This window comes from Streptomyces sp. NPDC048603 (genome assembly GCF_043199475.1).
In the GTDB taxonomy this organism is placed as follows: Bacteria; Actinomycetota; Actinomycetes; order Streptomycetales; family Streptomycetaceae; genus Streptomyces.
In genome coordinates, this window is record NZ_JBICVY010000008.1 from 207,340 (window position 1) to 229,158 (window position 21,819).

Genomic DNA, 21,819 nt, shown 5'->3' on the forward strand with positions numbered 1-21,819 from the left:
CTGGCTTCACCCACCTCACTCGCCTCACTCGCCTCACCGACGAACCCACAGGTGATCACCCATGCCTTCTGCCACGCCGTCCACCCTGCCCGCGCACTCCCAGCTCGACGTCGCCGCCGAACTGCTGGCCCTGCTCCGCGACACCACCACCGAACCGCGCCCCGACATGCAGCTGGAGGCCCTGACCCTGGCCGTGGCCGCGGACCTGCCCGTCCTCCTGTGGGGCGAGCCCGGCATCGGCAAGACCGCCGCCCTGACCCAGCTCGCCGAGAACCTGGACCTCCCCCTCACCACGGTGATCGCCAGCGTGCACGAGCCGTCCGACTTCTCGGGCCTCCCCGTCATCGGAGACGAGCCCGCCGTGCAGGGCGTCCCGATGGCCCCGCCGGACTGGGCCGTACGCCTGGTGCGGGCCGGCCGCGGGCTGCTCTTCCTGGACGAACTGTCCACCGCGCCGCCGGCCGTGCAGGCGGCTCTCCTCCGCCTGGTCCTCGAACGCCGCATCGGCGCGCTGCAACTGCCGCCCGGCGTACGGATCGTGGCGGCGGCGAACCCCCGTTCCTCGGCGGCCGACGGCTGGGAACTGAGCCCGCCGCTGGCCAACCGGTTCGTCCACCTCCAGTGGACCCACGACCAGGAGGTCGTCGTACGCGGCCTCGGCGGCACCTGGCCCCGGGCGACCCTGCCGCGGCTCGACCCCGCGAGGCTGCCGGAGGCGGTGGACCTCGCCCGCCGGGCCGTGTGCGGACTCCTGTCCGCCCGCCCCGCCCTCGTGCACCGGCTGCCCGGCAGCGAGACGCGGCGCGGCGGCGCCTGGCCGTCCCCGCGCAGCTGGGAGATGACCCTGCGCCTGATCGCCTTCGCCACCGCGGCCGGCTCCTCCCGCGACGTCCTCTCCCTGCTGGTCAGGGGCACCGTGGGGGACGGGCCCGGGCTGGAGCTGCTGGCGAGCCTGGACCGGATGGACCTCCCGGACCCCGAGGAGGTGCTCGCCGACCCCGCGGCCGCCGTCCTGCCCGAACGGGGCGACCTGCGCCAGGCCGTGCTCGACGGAGTGGTCGCGGCGGTCCGCAACCGCCCCGGCAAGGCCCGCTGGGACGCGGCCTGGACCCTCCTGGTACGGGCGCTGGAGACCGGCGCCCCCGACCTGGTGGTCGTACCCGCCACCACCCTCGCCGCGCTGCGCCGCGACGACTGGGACGTCCCGGAGACGATCGAGAGGCTCGCCGGAGTGGTGACCCTCTCCCGCCGGGCCGACCGGGCGGCGGCCCGGACCGCCCTCGCCGCGAAGACCGGCCGATGACCGCCCCCACACCCGGGGCACTGGACCTCGACAAGCTCTACGCCGCCCGGCTGCAGGCCGCTCGCGCCCGGCCCTACCTCGCGACGGCGCTCTTCGCCCTGCACACCGTCGCGTCACGACGGGTGCCGACGATGGCCGTCGACCGCCACTGGCGGTGCTACGTCGCCCCGGGCTTCGTGGACCGGACCCCGGTGGAGGAGCTGGCCTCCGTATGGGTGCACGAGGTCTCGCACCTGCTGCGGGACCACCACGGGCGGAGCGACCGGGTGGCGCGGCAGCAAGGGCTCACCGGCCCGGGGGAGCGGCTCCGGATGAACATCGCCGCCGACTGCGAGATCAACGACGACGCCTTCGGGGACGGCCTGGTCCGGCCCGGGGGCGCGGTCACCCCGGAGAAGCTGATGCTGTCGCCCGGGGAACTCATGGAGGACTACCTCCGCCGGTTCCGGCTCGGCCCGATCACCGAGGACCTCGCCTGGCTGGACTGCGGCAGCGGCGCCGACGGACTGGAACGGGAGTGGGACCTCGGACCGGACGGCGCGCACGGGCTGAGCGACCGGGAACGCGACGCGGTCCGGTTCCGGGTGGCGGAGGGCATCAAGGCCCGCCCGGGGGACGCCCCGGAAACCTGGGAGCGGTGGGCGGAGGAGGCGTTCCACCCGCCCCAGCCCTGGCGGCAGCTCCTCGGAGCGGCGATCCGCTCGGCGGCCTCCGGCTCGGGCGCAGGCCAGGACTACAGCTACGGCCGCCCGTCGCGGCGGTCGGCCGCGGTGCGCGGGGCCGTCCTGCCCAGCCTGCGGCGCCGGCCGCCCCGGGTCTCCGTCGTCATCGACACCTCCGGATCGGTCAGCGACGCCGAGCTCGGCAGCGCGCTCCTGGAGGTCGCCGCGATCGCGCGGGCAGTGGGCGGCCGCCGCGACCTGGTCACCGTACTGAGCTGTGACGCCGCGGCCGGCGTGGCCCACCCGCTCTGCCGGGCCGAGGGGATCCCCCTGGTGGGCGGCGGGGGCACCGACCTGCGCGAGGGCTTCGCGCAAGCGCTGAGGACACGCCCGCAGCCCGACGTCATCGTGGCCCTCACCGACGGCCAGACACCCTGGCCGGCACGGCGGCCGCCGTGCCGGACGGTGGTGGGACTGTTCCCCCGGGAGCTCTCGACCCGCCGGCTGCGCCGCATGGAGAACGATCCCGACTACGAGCCCGACGCCCCGCCCGACTGGGCCCGGGTGGTCACCATCGGATAGGCGCGCGGCCGGACGGGCGCGGGACCGGCGGAGGCGCGGCCCTCAGTCGCGGTCCCAGAGGCCGTCGCCCGTACCCGCGGCGAGCGGCTCGTCGCCGCCCTGGTCGAGCCGGAACGGCGGGTAGACGTCGGTCATCAGGGCGGCGTACGCGGCGACCCGCAGGACCCACCGGTCCAGGCCGACGACCAGGTCGAAGATGTCCCGCGGGTACTTCCCCCGGAACAGCAGGACGACCGCCGCGATGATCACCAGCACGTTGACCAGGCCCCAGCCGTACGTCCGGTAGCCGCCGGTGAAGAACGCGATGACCAGGTACTGCGGGATGACCAGCAGCCACCACTTCACCAGCACCAGGCCGCGCGAGAGCCGCTCGGGGTACGCGATGTCCAGCCGGGCCGGGTAGTCGGGCTCCGGGCCGAGGCTGAACGGAGGGTACCGGTCCGTGCCCAGCGCGCTGTACGCGTAGAACCCCACCCGCCACGACCAGCGCAGCACGCCCAGATTGAAGTCGAACAGCGCCCGCGGATACCGCTCCGTGAACAGGATGGCGAAGAACGCGACCACCGAGACGAAGAAGAAGGCGATCCACAGGAACAGCAGCACGATGTAGTGCGGGATGACCAGGATCCACTTGAGCAGCCAGAGCCAGCGCGACAGCGGATCGTCCAGGCGCGCCGACACGACGACGGGACGACCCCCGCCGGGCACGGGAGTGAAGCCGTTGGGGGTGGTCATGCGATCAACTCCTTCGCACGGGACTGGCCCGGAACGCCCCCTTCCAGCATGACGAAGGGCTCCCGGGCGTGCAGCCCGGACGCCATGACTCCGCTACTCGCTGCCGGGGACACCCCCGCAGGCGTACTTCCGGAACACGCTCCCGTCAGTACGCTGGAACGATGCGGAGCGATCCGGGAACGGCCACCGACAGTGATCCCGACCCCGGGCTCTACGGACCCGCGTCGGTCACCTGGAACTGCCACGGCGACCCGATGATGTGGATCGCCGGGGTCCGCGCGCTGTACCTCCAGGCCCTGCACCCCCGCGCCGTGCGCGGCGTCATGGAGAACTCCGCCGCATTCCAGGACAAGGGGGGCAGGCGCGACGCCTGGGGACGCCTGCTGCGCACCGCCGACTTCGTCGGCACCCTCACCTACGGAACCACCGGGGCCGCCGAACGGGCCGGCGCCCGGGTCCGCGCCATCCACCGCACCCTCACCGCCACCGACCCGGCCACCGGCGAACGCTTCCGCGTCGACGACCCCGAACTGCTCCTGTGGGTGCACTGCGCCCAGATCGACTCCTTCCTGCACGTCCTGCGCAGGTCGGGCGTACCGCTCACGGGGGCACAGGCCGACCGTTACGTCGCGGAGAACGTGGCGGGCGCCCGCCTCGTCGGCCTCGACCCGGACCGGGTGCCCGCCGACACCGCCGCCCTGGCCGCGTACTTCGAGCGGATCCGTCCCGAACTGGCCGCCGGCCCCGACGCCCACGCCGTCGACGCCTTCCTGCGCCGCCCGCCCGTCCATCCCCTGCTGCGGCCCGCCCGCCCCCTGCTGTGGCGCCCGGTGGCCGCCCTCGCCTACGGCTCACTGCCCGGCTGGGCGCACCGCCTGTACGGCAGACCGGCCCCCGCCCCACGCGCCGTCACCCGGCGCCTGCGCCTCACCGGACGCCTGCTGCGCACCATTCCCGCAGGTCTGCGCTGGCAGATGCCGCCAGGTCACATCTTGAGAGCAATGCGCCGCATGGGCTCCTCCAGTCGCCCCTCGGCGTACACACTGCGCAGAGCGGCGGCCATACTTGAGGTTCTTCCGCCGAAGGCAGGGGGAGGGCCGGGGAGGGAATGACGGCACAGCACGACAACGGGGGCGGCACCGAAAGATGGCGGAGAGCAGACTGATCCATGGCCGATACCGGTCACTGGACCTGATCGGCCGGGGCGGCATGGGTGAGGTGTGGCGCGCCCGCGACGAATCCCTCGGCCGTCATGTCGCCGTCAAGTGCCTCAAACCGCTCGGACCGGAACAGGACGCCCACTTCACCCAGGTGCTGCGCGAGCGCTTCCGGCGCGAGGCGCGGGTCGCGGCCTCGCTCCAGCACCGCGGCGTCACCGTCGTCCACGACTTCGGCGACGAGAGCGCCTCCGGCGGCATGCTCTACCTGGTCATGGAGCTGCTGGAGGGCCGCAACCTCAGCCAGCTGATGGAGGACAACGGCCGCCGCCCGCTGCCCGTGGACGTGGTCGTGGACATCGCCGAACAGGTCGCTGCCGCCCTCGCTTACACGCACGAGCAGGGCGTGGTGCACCGCGACCTGAAGCCGGCGAACATCATGCGGCTCACCGACGGCACCGTGAAGATCTGCGACTTCGGCATCGCCCGGCTCGCCCACGACATCGGCTTCACCGCCAAACTGACCGGCGGCGGCATGGCCATGGGCACCCCGCACTACATGTCCCCCGAGCAGATCGCCGGCGGCGAGGTCGACCACAGCAGCGACCTCTACTCGCTGGGCTGCGTGCTCTACGAGATCGCCACCGGCGCGCCGCCCTTCGACCTGGGCGACTCCTGGTCGGTGCTGGTCGGCCACCGGGACACCCCGCCCGTGCCGCCCCGGCAGCACCGGCCCGAACTGCCCGCCTACTTCGAGCAGGTGGTGCTCGACCTGCTCGCCAAGTGCCCCGAGGAGCGCCCGGCCGACGCCCGCCGGCTGCACGAGGGCCTGCTCGCGGCCCGCCGCGGTCCGCTGCCCGTCACGGGCCCGGTCGAGCTGCCCCTGCCCGCCTGGGCGCGGGGCATGACCGGCGGCCGCCCGGCGGGCATCGACGCCCGCCCGGCGAGCGGCGCGTGGACGGTGCTGACCGGTGCCTGGACGGTCGCCAAGCCGACCCCCGGTGCCGTGCCTGCCGTGCCTGCCGTGCCTGCCGTGCCGGCGGTACCGGTCGTACCTGCCGTGCCGGCCCGGCCGGCCGCCTCCGAGGACCCTCGCCTCACCGCCCCCTACGGCGTGCCGCGCCCGCCCGGCGACGCCGACCCCGAGCACCCCGACACCCTCACCGCCCGCTTCGAGGCGGCCTGCGCCCTGAGCCACTCCGGCCGCCCCGCCGACGCGCTCGCCGAACACCGCGCGGTCGCCGCCGCCCGCGCCCGCGTGCTCGGCCCCGACCACCCCGACAGCCTCGCCGCGCGCCAGGAGACCGCGTACGTCCTGGGCCAGCTCGGCCGCTACCAGCAGGCCCGGGAGGCGTACGAGGAAGTGCTCGCCGCCCGGATCCGGACCATGGGCGCCGACCACCCCGACACCCTCCTGTGCCGGCACAACCTGGTCTGCGCGCTCGGCCGCCTCGGCCGGTACGCCGAGGCCCACATCACCGCCGAAGAGGTGGCCGCCGCCCGGGCCCGGGCCCTCGGCCCCGACCATCCGGACACCCTGCTGACCCGCTACGAGGCGGCGTACGCGCTGGGCCAGCTCGGCTGCTGGGAGGACGCCCTCGACGGCTACCGGCAGGTGGCCGCCGCCCGGGAACGGACCCTGGGCCGCGACCACCCCGGCACCCTGGCCGCCCGCTACGAGGTGGGCATCGCGCTCGGCCGGCTCGGCCGCGGCACCGAGGCCCTCGACCTGTTCCGCTCCCTGGTCCGCGACCGCACCCGGGCGTACGGCGCCACCGACCCGGAGACCCTGCGGGCCCGCCACGTCCTCGGCGTCAACCTGGGCCGGCTGGCCCGCTGGGACGAGGCCGTGGCCGAGGCCCGCCAGGTGGGCGGGCTGCGCGCCAAGGTGCTGGGCGCCGACCACCCCGACACACTGGTCAGCCGCCGCGAGGTCGCCGTCGGGCTCGGCTGGCTCGGCCGCTGGGGCGAGGCACTGCCGATCTACCGGGAGATCGCCGGGGCGCGCGAGCGCGCGCTGGGCCCCGACCACCCCGAGACCCTGGACGCCCTCGGCGACGAGGCGTACTGCCTGGACCGGCTCGGCCGGGAGGCCGAGGCCGCCACCGTCCGGGCCCGTGCCGTCGAACTGCGCGGCCAGGGCTTCACCTACGGCAGCGCCCTGCCGCCGGCGGTCGGCGCGCCCGGCGCCTGAGGGTGTCTTCAGGGCCATGTCCCGCGGTCAGGGCGAGCTGGTGTCCCCGTCGACGGGTGTGAAGTCGAGGACGACGTCGTTGCCGGGGCCACCGGTCATGGCGTCGGCGCCCGCGCCGCCGGTGAGCCCGTCGTTGCCGGGGCCGCCGCCGAGGACGTCGTCGCCGTTGCCGCCCGACAGCACGTCGTTGCCGCCCTCGCCCGCGAGGGTGTCGTTGCCGTTGCCGCCCAGCAGACCGTCGTTGCCGCCACCGCCGTCGAGGGTGTCCTCGCCGTCCTGCCCGTTGAGGACGTCGTTGCCGCCCGCGCCGCACAGGAGGTCGTGGCCGGAGCCACCGTCCAGGTTGTCGCTGCCGCCCTGACCGAGCAGGACGTCCGGACCCGCGGTACCCGTCAGGGTCTCGCTCGCGTCGCCGCCGACCTTCACCACGGCCGTGGCCGTCCCGGTGTCCTGGCCGTCGCTGACGGTGATGGTCAGCACCGCCGTGCCGGTCTGATCCGGGAGGGCGGTGGCGGTGACGGTGCGGTTCGCCCCGGCCCCGGCGAAGGTCACGTTGCCGGGGGGCACGAGGCCCGGGTTGGACGACACGGCGGAGAGGATCAGGTCGCCCGGGTCGCTGTCAGGGTCGGACACCAGGAGGTTCAGCGTGCCGGACCTGATGCCGCACGCGCCACCGGGCGTCACGGCCACGCTCGGGGCGCTGTTGCCGGACGGTGGAACCCCGAGGCCGCCGAAGGTGTCGACGGGGAAACCGTCCCATTCGGCCGCGGGGTTGAACGCGTCCGACGGGTTCGGGTCGCCGGTCGTGATCGCGGCCTTGCGCCGCAGGGTGTTGTCCATGGTGCTCTGCAGGCCGGTTCCCCACTCCACGCCCGGATCCACGCCGACCTGACCGATGGAGTCGATGACCGTGGTGCCGTTGCGGAGCACGACGGCGTCGTTGCCGTTGTACCAGGCACCGGTGTTGGTCTGGTCGGCCACGGCGAGGATCGCCGGGTCCGCCAGGGCCTGCGCCAGCACGAAGACGTCGCCCTGGGCGACGGTGCCGGTGAGGTTGATGGTCAGACCCGCCGTGGCGCTCCCGTTGAAGAAGTACTGCACGCTGTAGCCGGTCAGGCTGACCGGGGCACCGGTGTTGTTGAAGATCTCCAGTGCCTTGTTGTTCCCCGTGCCCTCCACGTACTCGGTGAAGAACAGGTCGGCCGACTGGGAGTGTGCCGGCGCGGCGGACAGCACCACGGGAACCGCGAGCGCGGCGAGGAAGACCGAGGCACGCCTCAGCCGGGTTCCGTTCACTCTTCCGCCCGCGGCCTGCTTCTTCCCACCGACCATGATGCCTCCCGTGCGCGGCTGCCCGGTGGGGTCGGGCCGACCCCGGCTCTCCGGCAACCGGTCGCAGCACACCTTGGACGGGTCGGGTCGGCGGCCCGGGGCGGGACACGCGAGGGTCGGCCGATGCGGTGACGAACTCGCCCGCAAGGAACGAACCCGGACGGTGCCGGGGCGAAGAGCACAGGGTGCGACGGACGGCGGCGCCCCGGCGGACCGGTTTCGGCCACGAGACCCCGGGCCTCCGCACGCCCCCTGGCCCGGAGATTGGTGCCGTGTTAGGAAGGGCCATGAACAGGACTCATGGCTTCCGGACGGACCTGTACGACGCCGTGATCGTCGGCGGTGGACACAACGGGCTGGTGGCGGCCGCCTACCTGGCCCGCGCCGGGCACTCCGTACTGCTCCTCGAACGGCTCGGGCACACCGGCGGCGCCGCCGTCTCCACCCGCCCGTTCGCGGGCGTCGATGCCCGGCTCTCCCGCTACTCGTACCTGGTCTCGCTGCTGCCGCCGAAGATCGTGAGCGACCTGGGACTGGACTTCGCGGTGCGCAAGCGCACGGTCTCCTCCTACACCCCGGCGGTCCGTGACGGCCGGGCCACCGGACTGCTGGTCGGCGGCGGGGAGGAGCGGACCCGGGAGTCCTTCGCCCGGCTGACCGGCTCGGACCGGGAGTACGAGCGCTGGCGCGAGTTCTACGCCATGACCGGGCGGGTCGCGCGGCAGGTGTTCCCCACGCTCACCGAACCGCTGCCGGACCGGGCGGAACTGCGCAAGCGGATCGACGACGAGACCGCCTGGCGGGCCCTGTTCGAGGAGCCGCTCGGGGTGGCGCTGGAGGAGCGCTTCACCGACGACCTGGTGCGGGGCGTGGTGCTGACCGACGGTCTGATCGGCACCTTCGCCGACGCCCACGACCCGTCGCTGGCACAGAACCGCTGCTTCCTCTACCACGTGATCGGCGGCGGCACGGGGGACTGGGACGTGCCCGTCGGCGGGATGGGCGCCCTGACGGACGCGCTGGCCGGGGCCGCCCGGGCGGCCGGGGTGGAGATCGCCACCGGGCACGAGGCGGTACGGATCGACACCGACGGCGTGGACTCCGCCGAGGTGACGTTCCGTACGGCCTCGGGCGAGGGCCGCGTCGCCTGCCGCCGGGTGCTGGTGGGCGCCTCGCCCCGGGAACTCGGCCGGCTGCTGGGCGAGGAACCGCCCGCACCCGCGGCCGAGGGCGCCCAGCTGAAGGTGAACATGCTGCTGCGGCGGCTGCCCAGGCTCCGCGACTCCGCCGTCGACCCGCACGAGGCGTTCGCGGGGACCTTCCACATCGGGGAGGGGTACGCCGAACTCGCCCGCGCCTACGCGCAGGCCGCCTCGGGGGAGCTGCCGGCCGCACCGCCCTCGGAGATCTACTGCCACTCGCTGACCGACCCCTCGATCCTCGGCCCGGAACTGGTGGAGCGCGGCTACCAGACGCTGACCCTGTTCGGACTGCACACCCCCGCCCGGCTGTTCGAACGGGCCAACGAGGAGACCCGGGAGGTGCTGCTGGCCGGGACCATCGCCCAGCTCGACGCCCACCTCGCCGAGCCGCTGATGGACTGCCTGGCGGAGGACGAGGACGGCCGCCCCTGCATCGAGGCCAGGACCCCCCTGGACCTGGACCGCGACCTGCGGCTGCCCGGCGGCAACATCTTCCACCGCGAACTGTCCTGGCCGTACGCGGCGGAGCGGGACGCGGAGGGAACGGCGGGCGCGGTGGGCGCGGCGGGCCGGTGGGGCGTGGAGACGCGGCACCGCACCGTGCTGCTGTGCGGCGCGGGCGCCGTGCGCGGCGGCGGCGTCAGCGGCATCCCGGGCCACAACGCGGCGATGGCGGTGCTGGAGGGCTCCTGAGACGGCTCGGGCCAGGGTGCCCTCCGGGATGTGCGGGCGGCCTCCGGAATGGGCGCTGCGAAGCCTCGACTGGGCGGTACGGGTCCGTTCTGCATACGCTGGAAGGGAATCTCCGGGCACACAGCCCTCCCGACATGGTCCGATCGGAGCGGACACCGTCGGTTCTGTCTTCCGAGGCCGTGCCACCTTCAGCACATACCGGACCCTTCCTTCGGCATCGCCGGGCCTGCGAGCGGCACCGCGCGCCGGTGGGCCGTGCCCGTAGGCGGTCCCTCGCACAGTGTCGTCGTGAGGGAGAGCAATACCCATGGACCTCAACACGATCACCGAAGTCGTCCGGCGCCCGCCCGACCGGCCGGGCGAGGTCTGGCGCGAAGGCGACGCCTGGCTCGCGGGCGGGACCTGGCTGTTCTCCGCCGAGCAGCCGGACCTGCACCGCCTGGTCGACCTGACGGCGCTGTCCTGGGACTCCCTCGTCCCGAGTGAGGCGGGCCTGGAGATCGGCGCCACGTGCACCATCCGCGACCTGTACGCATTCGAGCCGCCCGCCCACTGGACCGCGGGCGGCCTCATCGCGAAGAGCTGCGAGGCGTTCCTGTCCTCGTTCAAGGTCTGGAACTCCGCCACCGTCGGCGGCAACATCTGCATGTCCTTGCCGGCCGGTCCGATGATCACGCTGACGGTCGCCCTGGAGGCCGAGTACGAGCTGTGGGCCCCGGACGGATCCGTGCGCACGGTCGACGCCCTCGACTTCGTGACCGGCAACCACCTGAACGTCCTCACTCCCGGGGAGATCCTGCGACGGGTCCGCATCCCTGCGCGCGCCCTGCGTAAACGTGTCACGCACCGGCGCTTCTCGCTCACCCGCCTCGGCCGATCGACGGTGTTCCTCATCGGTACGCATACGCGGGGAACGAGCGACCTGATGCTCACCGTCACGGCGGGTACCACACGGCCCGTGCGCCTGGCCTTCGACACCATGCCAGACGCGGGCACCCTGCAGCAGAGCATCGACGTCATCGCCGCCGACGTCTGGTTCGCCGATCCGAACGGCACCCCCGACCACCGCCGCCACCTGACGAAGCACTTCGCCGAAGAGATCCGCCGGGAACTGATGTCCGGAGACCTGCCATGACGTACACCGTGAACGGCAGGAGCTTCGACGAGGAGCCGGCCCCCGGCCAGTGCCTGCGGACCTTCCTGCGGTCACTCGGCCACTACGGCGTCAAGAAGGGCTGCGACGCCGGAGACTGCGGTGCGTGCACCGTCTGGCTGGACGGCGTACCGGTGCACAGCTGCATCACCCCCGCCTTCCGGGCGGACGGCCGTGAGGTGACCACGATCGAGGGGCTGGGATCACCAGGGAGCCTGCATCCCGTACAGCGGCGGTTCCGCGACGCCCCGGGGTTCCAGTGCGGCTTCTGCACCGCCGGGATGATCATGACCTCGGCCACCTTCACCGAGGCCCAGAAGCAGGACCTGCCGCGGGCGCTGAAGGGCAACCTGTGCCGCTGCACCGGCTACCGGGAGATCGAGGACGCCGTGAAGGGCATCACCGGTATCGAAACGCCCGGGCCGGGAAGGGCGGTCGGGACGAGCGTCGGCGCGCCGGCCGCCGAGGACGTGGTGACCGGCCGCGCCGAGTTCACCATGGACACCCACATGGAGGGCATGCTGCACCTCAAGGTGCTGCACTCGCCCCACGCCCACGCCCGGATCGCCTCCATCGACAAGACCGCCGCGCTCGCGGTGCCCGGCGTGCACCGCGTCTACACCTGGGAGGACGTACCGCGCAAACGGTTCACCACGGCGATCCACACCGACCACCTCGTCGACCCGGACGACACCCACATCCTCGACGCCACGGTCCGCTTCGTCGGCCAGCGCGTCGTCGCGGTCCTCGCCGACACGGTCGGCGCGGCGGAGGAGGGCTGCCGCAAGGTGAACGTGGAGTACGAGGTGCTGCCGGCGGTTCTCGACCCCGAGCAGGCCATGGCCGACGGCGCGCCCCAACTGCACAGCTCCGACGACCCGTTCGCCCGCGACCCGGCCCGCAACATCCTGCTGGAACTCCACTCGCACATCGGCGACGTCGACGCGGGTTTCGCCGCCGCCGACGTGATCCACGAAGGCACCTACTTCTCCCCGCGCGTGCAGCACGCGCACCTCGAAACCCATGGCTCGATCGCCTGGATGGAGGATGGCCGGCTGAACGTCCGCACCAGTTCGCAGTCGCCGTCGATCGCCAAGGTCAAACTGGCCTACCTCTTCGCGCTCCGCCCGGACCAGCTCCGCGTGTTCTGCACGCGCGTCGGCGGCGGGTTCGGCGGCAAGCAGGAGGTCATCTCGGAAGACCTCGCCGCGCTCGCCGCCCTCGACACCGGGCGGCCCGTCTGCTTCGAGTACACGCGCGAGGAGGAGTTCACCACCGCCTCGCCCCGGCACCCGATGAAGCTGACGGTCAAGCTCGGCGCGAAGGCGGACGGCACGCTCACCGCGTTCGAGGTGCGCAACGTCTCCAACACCGGCGCCTACGGCAACCACGGCGGCGAGACGCTGTACGCGGGCGGCGCCGCCGTCATGATCTACCGCTGCCCCAACAAGAAGTACGACGCCTACTCCGTCTACACCAACACCGTTCCGAGCGGGGCGCTGCGCGGGTACGGGATGACCCAGCCGGCGTTCGCCGTGGAATCGGCGATGGACGAACTGGCCCTCGCCCTGCACATGGATCCGCTCGACCTGCGACGCCGCAACATCGTGCGCCCCGGTGACTCCCTCGTCGCCATGCACGACGGTCCCGACGACGTGATGTTCAACGAGGACGGGCTGTCCAAGTGCATCGACCTCGTGGCGGGCGCCCTTGCCCGTACCTCCGACCAGCCGTCCCCCGGCCCGGGGTGGCTCGTCGGGGTCGGGGTGGCGAGTTCCCTGCACGAGACCGCGCCTCCGACCGACCACATCTCCGAGGCCTGGATCACCCTCGGCGACGACCTCGTCTACGAGCTGGCCGTCGGCACCGTCGAATTCGGCGAGGGCACGTCCACCGCCCACGTGCAGATCGCGGCCAACCAGCTGGGTACGACCCCGTCGCGGATCCGCCTGGTGCAGTCCGACACCGACCGTACCGGATTCGACACCGGTGCGTTCGCCAGTGCCGGACTGTTCGTGGCGGGCAACGCGGTCCTCCGCGCGGCCAACGCGGTACGCGACCGCATCCTGGAGTTCGCCGCCGCGCACACGGGTGTCCACGTCGTGATGTGCACGATGGACGACGAGTACGTGGTCTGTGGGGACGATCGCGTCGCGCTGGCCGAGCTCGTCGCCCTCGCCCAGGCGCGCGGCATCCGCTTCACCGCGGCCCGCAAGGCCTACGGCTCGCCCCGCAGCGTGACCTCCAACACCCAGGGGTTCCGCATCGCCGTCCACCAGGTGACGGGGGAGATCCGCGTCCTGTACAGCGTGCACGCGGCCGACGCAGGAGTGCTGATCAACCCCGAGCAGGTCCGGGGACAGGTGGACGGTGGTGTCGCCCAGGGCATCGGATTCGCCCTGACCGAGAACTACCAGGTCGACGCGGACGGTGCCATGGTCAACCCGAACCTCCGCAACTACCGGATTCCCACCTACGCGGACGTCCCCCGCACCGAACTCCTGCTGGTGGGCTCGTCGGACTCCGTCGGACCCATGCGGGCGAAGGGTATGGCGGAATGCTGCATCAACCCGGTGGCCCCCGCCCTGGCGAACGCGCTCCGCGACGCCACGGGCGTCCGCTACCGCGAACTGCCCCTCACCCCGGAGCGCATCTACAGCCGGATCGGTGAGAGCCAGTGGGCGCGGACGGGCACGGGACGATGACCACCGAGAAGCACGCCGAGAAACACATGGACGCCGCGGCGACGGTCATCATCGGCCACAAGATCCGGCCCGGAATGGAGCACGAGTACGCGAAGTGGCAGGAGGACGTCAACGCCGCTGCCTCCCGGTACCCCGGACACCTCGGCGCCGAGGTGTCCCCGCCGACGGACCTGCAGCCCGACTGGGTCGTCGTCTACCGGTTCGACTCGATCGCCCATCTCCAGGCATGGATCAACGGTGCGACCAGGCAGAGACTCCTCGACAGCGGCGAGAAGTACTTCGACGGTCCCGGGACGCAGCAGGTGATCAGCGGCGGTACGCAGCCGGCGGACCCGCTCGTCACCGTGGTGGTCACCCACCGCGTCCCCCCGCACCACGTGGACGACTTCCTCGCCTGGCAGAACCACATGACCGAGGAGGAGAGCAAGTTCGAAGGGTTCCGGGGGACCGAGGTCTTCCGCCCGGTCGAGGGACTCCAGGACGAGTGGACCACCCTGTACCGGTACGACAACGCCGAGCACCTGGATGCCTGGCTGACCTCGGCGACGCGGCAGGAACTCCTCGCCGAGGGCAAGAAGTTCAACGACTTCAAACTGCACACGATCGACAACTCGTTCGGCAGCTGGTTCGCCTTCGAGGAGAACGGCAAGGAAGCGCCCCCGCCCTCGGAGACCAAGACCGCCGTCGCGGTCTGGGTCGGCCTGTACCCGACCGTCGTCCTGCTGACGCTCCTGCTGTCGCCGCTGAAGTGGCCCCTCTGGTTCGGGCTGCTCGTGGGCAACCTGCTGTCGAGCTTCATCATGAGCTTCTTCACGATGCCCTACTACGTGAACCGGCTGCTCAGGCGGTGGCTGTGGCCGCGCCCGGACGAACCGGCCACGAGGACCAACCTCATCGGCCTCGGCACCGTCGCCGCGGTGACCGTGTTCTGGGTCGTGGTCTTCTACCTCGTGACACGGCAGATCTGGACGCTGCCCTGACCTTCGGGCGGTGCGGCCGGAGACCGCCCCGCCCGCGGTCAGCGGGTCGTGGTCAGCCGCGGCTGCGGTACGCGCACGAGGGCGGCCAGCAGCACCAGCGCGGCGGCGGTGAGCAGGAGTGCCTGCAACGGCCAGCCCAGACGGAGGTACGCCGCTCCGGCCAGGCCGCCGGCGAACATGGCGACGACCGACCCGGCCCGCCGGGCGGTGGCGCCCCGCACGTGCCCGAACGCCGGGTCGTGACCGAGCGGCGAACCGCCGACGAACGCGGTCATGGCACGGGTCACCAAGGTGGTCGGCATGTCGGGAACGCTGACCCGCATCGCGGTGACGTTGCGCATGCCCATGGTCGCGGCCAGCAGGGCGATGGTGGCGAGGTGGCGGCCGGTGGGGGAGGAGCGCACCGGCTCCAGGTCCCAGGCGATCACGGCGGCCACGGACATCAGCGCGGCCTCGATGAGCAGGGCGATGACGAACCAGCGCTGCCGGTGTGCCTCCAGCTGCCGCTCCAGGCGGGCTCCGGCCAGCGCGCCGACAGCGAACGCGCCGAGGGAGGTGGCGGGGCCCACGACCGACAGCCCGCCCGCGCCGAGCGTGCCGAAGGCGAGGAACAGCACGTTCCCGGTCTGCATGCCGGTGAACACGGTGCCGAGCGCGAGCAGGCTGGCCGCTTCGACCAGGCCGGTGACCACGGTGAGGACGGCCATCAGCGCGGCGAGGGCCGTCAGCGGGCGCCCGAAGGTCCGGGCAGGGCCGGGCTGCCCGGCGGGCGGCCGGGCCGGCTGCTCGTCCGGTTGCGGTGGCTGGGGCGGCTGCACGGTCCCTCGGCCTCCTTCTGTCCGTTCCGGTCGTTCCGGTTCAGTCGGCCGAGCGGGTCCAGCCGGCCGCCTCGATGCGGGCGGCGTCCTGCGGGCGGTCCTCGGCGAACAGCGGTGCCCCGGCCCGCTCCGAGATCCGCAGCACGTCCAGGTACACCCCGCGCCCCACGTACCGGCCGGTGGCCGTGTGGCGGAAGCGGACCCGGACCTCCCGTCCCGCCCAGGCGGCGAGGGACGCCTCCAGGCGGTGCCAGATCCGTCCGGACCAGCCGCCCACGGTGCCGCCCGGCCACTCCTCCGGGCTGCCTCCGGTGGTGCGGACGGTGGTGAAGGGCACGGGGGTCCATGCCACACCGTCGGCCGAGGCTTCGAGGGTCAGCGAGCCCTCGCCGGGCACCGTGTCCCACCAGACGGCGCAGCGCAGGCGGGCACCGTCGCCGGAGGGGGTGACCGGGGGGAGGGTGAGGGTGCCGGATCCGCCGGGGGTCATTCCGGAGAACCAGGCGGCCCCGCCGTGCCGGGTGCGGACCGGTACGGCGCGGGCGAAGGCGTTGCCGGCGGCGACGCGGGGAGCGCTGCCGGCCCGCCAGGTGCGCACCGGGTGGACGGAGTTGCCGAGCAGGATGAGGAAGGAGTCGGTGGACGGGTCCAGCACCAGGGAGGTGCCGGTGAAGCCGGTGTGGCCGGCGGACTGCGGGGTGGCCATCGCGCCCATGTACCAGTGCTGGTAGAGCTCGAAGCCGAGGCCGTGGTCGTGGCCGGGGAAGGCGGTGTTGAAGTCGGTGAACAGCAGCTCGACGGAGGCGGGGCGGAGGATCCGCTTGCCGGCGTAGGCGCCCCCGTCGAGCAGCGCGCGGGCGAGGACGGCCAGGTCCCAGGCGGTGCCGAAGATGCCGGCGTGGCCGGCGACCCCGCCCAGGGCGTACGCGTTCTCGTCGTGGACCGCGCCCCAGACCAGGCCGCGGTCCACGCCGGACCAGGGCGGGCGCTGCACCTCGGTGGCTGCGGTGATCCGGCGCCAGGAGAGCGGTGGGTTGTAGCGCGTGCGGTGCATTCCGAGCGGAGCGGTGATCTCGTCGTGGAGCAGGGTGTCCAGGGTGCGACCGGTGATCCGTTCCAAGAGCAGCTGCAGCGCGATCAGGTTCAGGTCCGAGTACCTGTACACGCTCCCGGGCGTCTCCTGAGGCTGCACCGACCACAGCAGCCGCAGCCGGCCCTCCCGGGTGGACTCGTGGTAGAAGGGCGCCCACGAGCGCAGCCCCGAGGTGTGGGTGAGCAGCTGACGGACCGTGATCCGCTCCTTGCCGCCGCCGGTGAACTCGGGGAGGTACCGGTCGACCCGGGCCTCCAGATCCAGCCGGCCGCGTTCCATCTGCTGCACCGCGAGCACCGAGGTGAACAGCTTGGTCAGCGAGGCCAGGTCGAAGACGGTGTCCTCCGCCACCGCGATCCGCTCCGCGGCGGGGAACTCGCGCGGCCGGTCGGTCCGGCCGTCGTAGTCGGCGTACCGGACCGCGTCCCCCATCGCCCGGTGCAGGGCGACCGTACGCCCCCGTCCCGCGAGCACCACGGCACCGGCGTAGTAGGGGTGCTCCGGCGAAGGACCGAGGAAACGCCGGGCCGCGTCCGCCACCGCCTCCAGGTGCCGCTCCACCAGTCCCGCCTGCCGGGCCGATCCGTACCGCAGCCGCAGCCCCTGCAACGCCCGCCGCTCGGCCGGCCCGCCCGCCGCCCCGGCACTCCCGGGCAGCGCGGCCCCGAGCAGCACCACCCCGCCGAGGGCCAGCAGGCGCGCCCCGAGCCGCCTCCGGCTCAGCCCGCCTCCGGCCGCGCCCGGGCGCCCGCCTCCGTGCCCGCCCGCCGCAGGCGCGCAGTCCTCGCCCCCGCTCCGGTGCGGGGCATCCCCGGCCGCGGCATCCGTCCCTCCGCGCCCGCGGCCGCGGAGGCCGCTCGTGCGCGTGCCGCCGCCGTCCCGGTCGCCCCGCCAACTTCCGTGCCCGCAGGGGCTCGTCCGGCCGTCGTCGGCCGGGCCCCCGGCGGCATCCGCTGCCCGGGCCGTGGGGATCCCGTCCGGGGCGGCCGCCCCGGACGGTGCGCCCGTCCTGCCCGACCCGCCGGGGAGGCCGGCCGCCGGCCCCTGGTGCGCCCCCGCGCACGCCCCTTCGCACGCCCCCGTCTCCCCGTCCATGAGCCGTCCTCCTGTCCGTCCTCGCGCACGCTAACGGTTATCTGCCCGCCCGCCCGGCACCTGGCGCCCCGACCGGCCCGCAAAGAATCTGACGCTGCATCAGAAAACCTCTTCCCTCGGCTGCCGCGCTGCGGCATCCTGCGCCCCATGGAGACGGAGCTGAGCAAGAAACTGGGAGTCGAGCACGCCATCTTCGGCTTCACGCCCTTCCCGGCGGTCGCCGCTGCCATCACCCGCGCCGGCGGCTTCGGCGTCCTGGGTGCGGTGCGCTACACCGCCCCTGACGAGCTCAGGCGCGATCTCGACTGGATACAGGCCCACACCGACGGCAAGCCCTACGGCCTGGACGTCGTCATGCCCGCCAAGAAGGCCGTGGACGGTGTCACCGAGGCCGACATCGAGGCGATGATCCCCGCCGGGCACCGCGAGTTCGTCCGCGACACCCTCGCCAAGCACGACGTCCCCGTGCTCCCCGAGGGCGAGGCCTCCGGCTGGCGCATCACCGGCTGGATGGAACAGGTCGCCCGCAACCAGCTCGACGTCGCCTTCGACTATCCCATCAAGCTCCTCGCCAACGCCCTGGGCTCGCCGCCCGCCGACGTCATCGCCCGCGCCCACGACCACGGCGTGCTCGTCGCCGCCCTGGCCGGCAGCGCCAAGCACGCCCGCCGGCACGCCGAGGCCGGCATCGACATCGTCGTCGCGCAGGGCTACGAGGCCGGCGGCCACACCGGCGACATCGCCACCATGGTCCTGGTCCCCGAGATCGCCGAGGCCGTGGCCCCGCTGCCGGTGCTCGCCGCCGGCGGCATCGGCAGCGGCGAACAGGTCGCCGCCGGCCTGGCCCTGGGCGCCCAGGGCGTCTGGCTCGGCTCCCTCTGGCTCACCACCACCGAGGCCGACCTGCACTCCCGGGCCCTCACCGAGAAGCTGCTCGCCGCCGGCAGCGGAGACACCGTCCGCTCCCGCGCCCTCACCGGCAAGCCCGCCCGCCAGCTCCGCACCGAGTGGACCGACGCCTGGGACGACCCGAACGGCCCGGGAGCCCTCCCCATGCCGCTCCAGGGCCTCCTCGTCGCCGACGCCGTCTCCCGCATCCAGAAGTACGAGGTCCAGCCCCTGCTCGGCACCCCCGTAGGCCAGATCGTCGGCCGGATGAACAGCGAACGCAGCGTCCGGGCCGTGTTCGACGACCTCACCCGCGGATTCGAGCGGGCGGTCGACCGCATCAACCGCATCGCCGGCCGAGCCTGAGGAGGAGCGAGCCCGCCATGACCGAGCCCGCCAAGACCGAGCCCGCCGAGACCGAGACCGCCACCAAGGTGCCGAACGGATTCTGGGCCCAGGCCGCCGCCGACCCCGACCGGATCGTGCTCACCGCTCCGAACGGAGAGCAGTGGTCCGCCGGCCGCCTCCACGCCGACGCCAACCGCCTCGTGCACGGCCTGCGCGCCGCCGGTCTGGAACGCGGCGACGCCTTCGCCGTCGTCCTCCCCAACGGCGTCGAGTTCTTCACCGCCTACCTCGCCGCCTCACAGGCCGGCTTCTACCTCGTCCCCGTCAACCACCACCTGGTCGGCCCCGAGATCGCCTGGATCGTCTCCGACTCCGGCGCCAAGGTGCTGATCGCCCACGAGCGGTTCGCCGAGGCCGCCGGAGCCGCCGCCGACGAGGCGGCCCTGCCCGCGAGCCACCGCTACGCCGTCGGAACCGTCGCCGGCTTCCGCCCGTACGCCGGACTCCTCGACGGCCGGCCGGACACCGCCCCCGCCGAGCGCACCCTCGGCTGGGTGATGAACTACACCTCCGGCACCACCGGCCGGCCGCGCGGCATCCGCCGCCCCCTGCCCGGCAGGCTTCCGGAGGAGACTTACCTCGGCGGCTTCCTCGCCATCTTCGGCATCCGCCCCTTCGACGACAACGTCCACCTGGTGTGCTCGCCGCTGTACCACACGGCCGTCCTTCAGTTCGCCGGGGCGTCCCTGCACATCGGCCACCCGCTGGTGCTGATGGACAGGTGGACCCCCGAGGAGATGCTCCGCCTCATCGACGCCCACCGGGCCACCCACACCCACATGGTGCCCACCCAGTTCCACCGCCTGCTCGCGCTCCCGCAGCAGACCAGGGACGCGTACGACGTGTCCTCCATGCGGCACGCCATCCACGGCGCCGCGCCCTGCCCCGACCACGTCAAGCGGGCCATGATCGAGTGGTGGGGCCACTGCGTCGAGGAGTACTACGCGGCCAGCGAGGGAGGCGGCGCGTTCGCCACCGCCGAGGAATGGCTCAAGAGGCCCGGGACCGTCGGCAAGGCATGGCCGATCAGCGAGCTCGCCGTCTTCGACGACGAGGGCAACCGGCTGCCCGCCGGTGAACTCGGCACCGTCTACATGAAGATGAGCACCGGCGGCTTCAGCTACCACAAGGACGAGGGCAAGACCCGGAAGAACCGCATCGGGGACTTCTTCACCGTCGGCGACCTCGGGGTCCTCGACGAGGAGGGATACCTGTTCCTCCGCGACCGCAAGATCGACATGATCATCTCGGGCGGGGTCAACATCTACCCCGCCGAGATCGAGTCCGCGCTGCTCACCCACCCCGCCGTGGCCGACGCCGCCGCCTTCGGCATCCCGCACGCCGACTGGGGCGAGGAGGTCAAGGCGGTCGTCGAGCCCGCCGAGGGCTTCACCGCCGGACCCGCCCTGTCCGCCGAGATCCTGGCCCACTGCGCACGCCGTCTCGCCGGCTACAAACGCCCCAGGAGCGTGGACTTCATCGCCGCCATGCCGCGCGACCCCAACGGAAAGCTGTACAAGCGCCGACTGCGCGACCCCTACTGGGAGGGCCACGACCGCCCGATGTGACCCGGGGACCGGGAGCCCGGGGGCGGACCCGGCCCTCCACGAGGTGTCGGGTTCGTCCCGGCTGTCCACGTCATGGCAGGTTTGGGGGCATGAGTACGGCAACGCGGAGATCCCCCCTGACCGACTGGACCCTGCTGGTCCCCCTCGTGGCGCTCGTCGCGCTGATCCTGAGCTGGGGGCGGGCCCTGCCCGGCTGGGCGGTGGGACTGGTGGCGCTCTGCCTGGCCGGTGCCGTCCTGGCCGCCGTCCACCACGCCGAGGTGGTGGCCCACCGGGTCGGCGAACCCTTCGGCTCGCTGGTCCTCGCCGTCGCCGTCACCGTCATCGAAGTGGCCCTGATCGTCACCCTGATGGCCGACGGCGGTCCCAAGACCGCCACCCTCGCCCGCGACACCGTCTTCGCCGCGGTGATGATCACCTGCAACGGCATCGTCGGCCTGTCCCTGCTCGTCGGGGCCCTGCGCAACCGGGTCGCCGTCTTCCACGCGGAGGGCTCCGGCGCCGCCCTCGCCACCGTCGCCACCCTCGCCGTGCTGAGCCTCGTCCTGCCCACCTTCACCACCAGCAAGCCCGGCCCCGAGTTCTCCACGCCCCAACTGGCCTTCGCCGCAGTGGCCTCGCTCGCCCTCTACGCGCTGTTCATCGGCGTCCAGACCGTCCGGCACCGGGACTACTTCCTCCCGGTGGAGACCGGCGGCACCTCCTCCGAAGACGATCACGCCGAGCCGCCCGCCCTCCGCGCCGCCGTGCTCAGCTTCGGCCTGCTGCTGGTGGCCCTGGTCGCGGTGGTCGGCGACGCCAAGGCCGTCTCGCCCACCATCGAGTCCGCCGTCGCCGGCGCCGGCCTCCCACAGGCCGTCGTCGGCGTGATCATCGCCCTGCTGGTGCTGCTTCCCGAGACCCTGGCCGCCGTCCGCGCCGCCCGCCGCAACCGGGTCCAGACCAGCCTCAACCTGGCCTACGGCTCCGCCATCGCCAGCATCGGCCTCACCATCCCCGCCATCGCCCTGGCCTCCGTATGGCTGTCCGGGCCGCTGGTCCTCGGGCTCGGTCCGACCCACATGGTGCTGCTCGCCCTGACCGTGGTCGTCGGCGCGCTGACCGTGGTCCCCGGCCGGGCCACCCTCCTCCAGGGCGGCGTCCACCTGGTCATCCTCGCCGCCTACCTCTTCCTCGCGGTGAGTCCCTGACGGTCCGGAGCCCTGCCGGAAGACGCCCGGATCTGCCAGCATCCGGCTTGACATCCCATCG

15 protein-coding genes are annotated in these 21,819 nt (G+C 73.2%); 11 read left to right on the top strand and 4 right to left on the bottom strand.

What is annotated here, in order from left to right:
- Positions 1-61 precede the first annotated feature (61 nt).
- Positions 62-1,303 (top strand): AAA family ATPase, encoded by a 1,242-nt coding sequence (locus ACGFQ9_RS21340; RefSeq protein ID WP_393575642.1) that lies wholly within the window; start codon positions 62-64, stop codon positions 1,301-1,303.
- Positions 1,300-2,547 (top strand): VWA-like domain-containing protein, encoded by a 1,248-nt coding sequence (locus ACGFQ9_RS21345; protein ID WP_393575643.1) that lies wholly within the window; start codon positions 1,300-1,302, stop codon positions 2,545-2,547. Before ACGFQ9_RS21340 ends, ACGFQ9_RS21345 begins: the two co-directional genes overlap by 4 nt.
- A gap of 42 nt (positions 2,548-2,589) precedes the next feature.
- On the opposite strand, the gene ACGFQ9_RS21350 is transcribed toward ACGFQ9_RS21345, so the two are convergent.
- Entirely contained in the window at positions 2,590-3,282 is a 693-nt protein-coding gene (locus ACGFQ9_RS21350) for a DUF4389 domain-containing protein (protein ID WP_393575645.1), read from the bottom strand.
- A 161-nt stretch (positions 3,283-3,443) separates the two neighbouring features.
- Between ACGFQ9_RS21350 and ACGFQ9_RS21355 the strand changes: the two genes are divergently transcribed.
- Together ACGFQ9_RS21355 and ACGFQ9_RS21360 are read left to right on the top strand one after the other, a co-directional pair.
- Positions 3,444-4,394, top strand: coding sequence for an oxygenase MpaB family protein (locus tag ACGFQ9_RS21355; protein WP_393575647.1), 951 nt, complete (start codon positions 3,444-3,446; stop codon positions 4,392-4,394).
- A gap of 34 nt (positions 4,395-4,428) precedes the next feature.
- On the top strand, positions 4,429-6,633 hold the full coding sequence (locus ACGFQ9_RS21360; protein WP_393575648.1) for a tetratricopeptide repeat protein: 2,205 nt from the start codon (positions 4,429-4,431) through the stop codon (positions 6,631-6,633).
- Between the two features lie 27 nt (positions 6,634-6,660).
- Here the strand turns inward: ACGFQ9_RS21360 and ACGFQ9_RS21365 are convergent, their stop codons facing one another.
- Positions 6,661-7,965, bottom strand: coding sequence for a lamin tail domain-containing protein (locus ACGFQ9_RS21365; protein ID WP_393575650.1), 1,305 nt, complete (start codon positions 7,963-7,965; stop codon positions 6,661-6,663).
- A gap of 287 nt (positions 7,966-8,252) precedes the next feature.
- On the opposite strand from ACGFQ9_RS21365, the gene ACGFQ9_RS21370 reads away from it, so the two are divergent.
- The 4 genes from ACGFQ9_RS21370 to ACGFQ9_RS21385 all read left to right on the top strand — a co-directional run bounded on the left by ACGFQ9_RS21370 (position 8,253) and on the right by ACGFQ9_RS21385 (position 14,698).
- Positions 8,253-9,860 (top strand): phytoene desaturase family protein, encoded by a 1,608-nt coding sequence (locus ACGFQ9_RS21370; protein ID WP_393575651.1) that lies wholly within the window; start codon positions 8,253-8,255, stop codon positions 9,858-9,860.
- A 307-nt stretch (positions 9,861-10,167) separates the two neighbouring features.
- Positions 10,168-10,995 (top strand): FAD binding domain-containing protein, encoded by an 828-nt coding sequence (locus ACGFQ9_RS21375; protein ID WP_393575653.1) that lies wholly within the window; start codon positions 10,168-10,170, stop codon positions 10,993-10,995.
- Positions 10,992-13,718 carry a molybdopterin-dependent oxidoreductase gene (locus tag ACGFQ9_RS21380; protein ID WP_393575655.1) on the top strand — a complete coding sequence of 909 codons (2,727 nt, stop codon included), beginning with the start codon at positions 10,992-10,994 and terminating at the stop codon, positions 13,716-13,718. The genes ACGFQ9_RS21375 and ACGFQ9_RS21380 overlap by 4 nt, the downstream gene beginning before the upstream one ends.
- Complete coding sequence (locus ACGFQ9_RS21385; protein ID WP_393575657.1) at positions 13,715-14,698, top strand: antibiotic biosynthesis monooxygenase; 984 nt, start codon at positions 13,715-13,717, stop codon at positions 14,696-14,698. The genes ACGFQ9_RS21380 and ACGFQ9_RS21385 overlap by 4 nt, the downstream gene beginning before the upstream one ends.
- A 38-nt stretch (positions 14,699-14,736) precedes the next feature.
- Here ACGFQ9_RS21385 and ACGFQ9_RS21390 read toward each other — a convergent pair whose 3' ends face one another.
- Positions 14,737-15,516, bottom strand: a complete 780-nt coding sequence (locus tag ACGFQ9_RS21390) for a YoaK family protein (RefSeq protein ID WP_393575658.1) — start codon at positions 15,514-15,516, stop codon at positions 14,737-14,739.
- Positions 15,517-15,556: 40 nt separating this feature from the next.
- Positions 15,557-17,287 carry a serine hydrolase gene (locus ACGFQ9_RS21395; RefSeq protein ID WP_393575660.1) on the bottom strand — a complete coding sequence of 577 codons (1,731 nt, stop codon included), beginning with the start codon at positions 17,285-17,287 and terminating at the stop codon, positions 15,557-15,559.
- 564 nt (positions 17,288-17,851) lie between these two features.
- Here ACGFQ9_RS21395 and ACGFQ9_RS21400 point away from each other — a divergent pair.
- From ACGFQ9_RS21400 to ACGFQ9_RS21410, 3 genes are all read left to right on the top strand, one after another.
- Positions 17,852-18,958 (top strand): NAD(P)H-dependent flavin oxidoreductase, encoded by a 1,107-nt coding sequence (locus ACGFQ9_RS21400; RefSeq protein ID WP_393575661.1) that lies wholly within the window; start codon positions 17,852-17,854, stop codon positions 18,956-18,958.
- A gap of 17 nt (positions 18,959-18,975) precedes the next feature.
- A complete protein-coding gene (locus ACGFQ9_RS21405) occupies positions 18,976-20,568 on the top strand; it encodes an acyl-CoA synthetase (protein WP_393575663.1) in 1,593 nt (530 codons plus the stop codon).
- An 89-nt stretch (positions 20,569-20,657) separates the two neighbouring features.
- The gene (locus tag ACGFQ9_RS21410; RefSeq protein WP_393575664.1) at positions 20,658-21,758 is read left to right on the top strand and encodes a calcium:proton antiporter; all 1,101 of its coding nucleotides are present in this window, start codon (positions 20,658-20,660) and stop codon (positions 21,756-21,758) included.
- Positions 21,759-21,819: the final 61 nt, after the last annotated feature.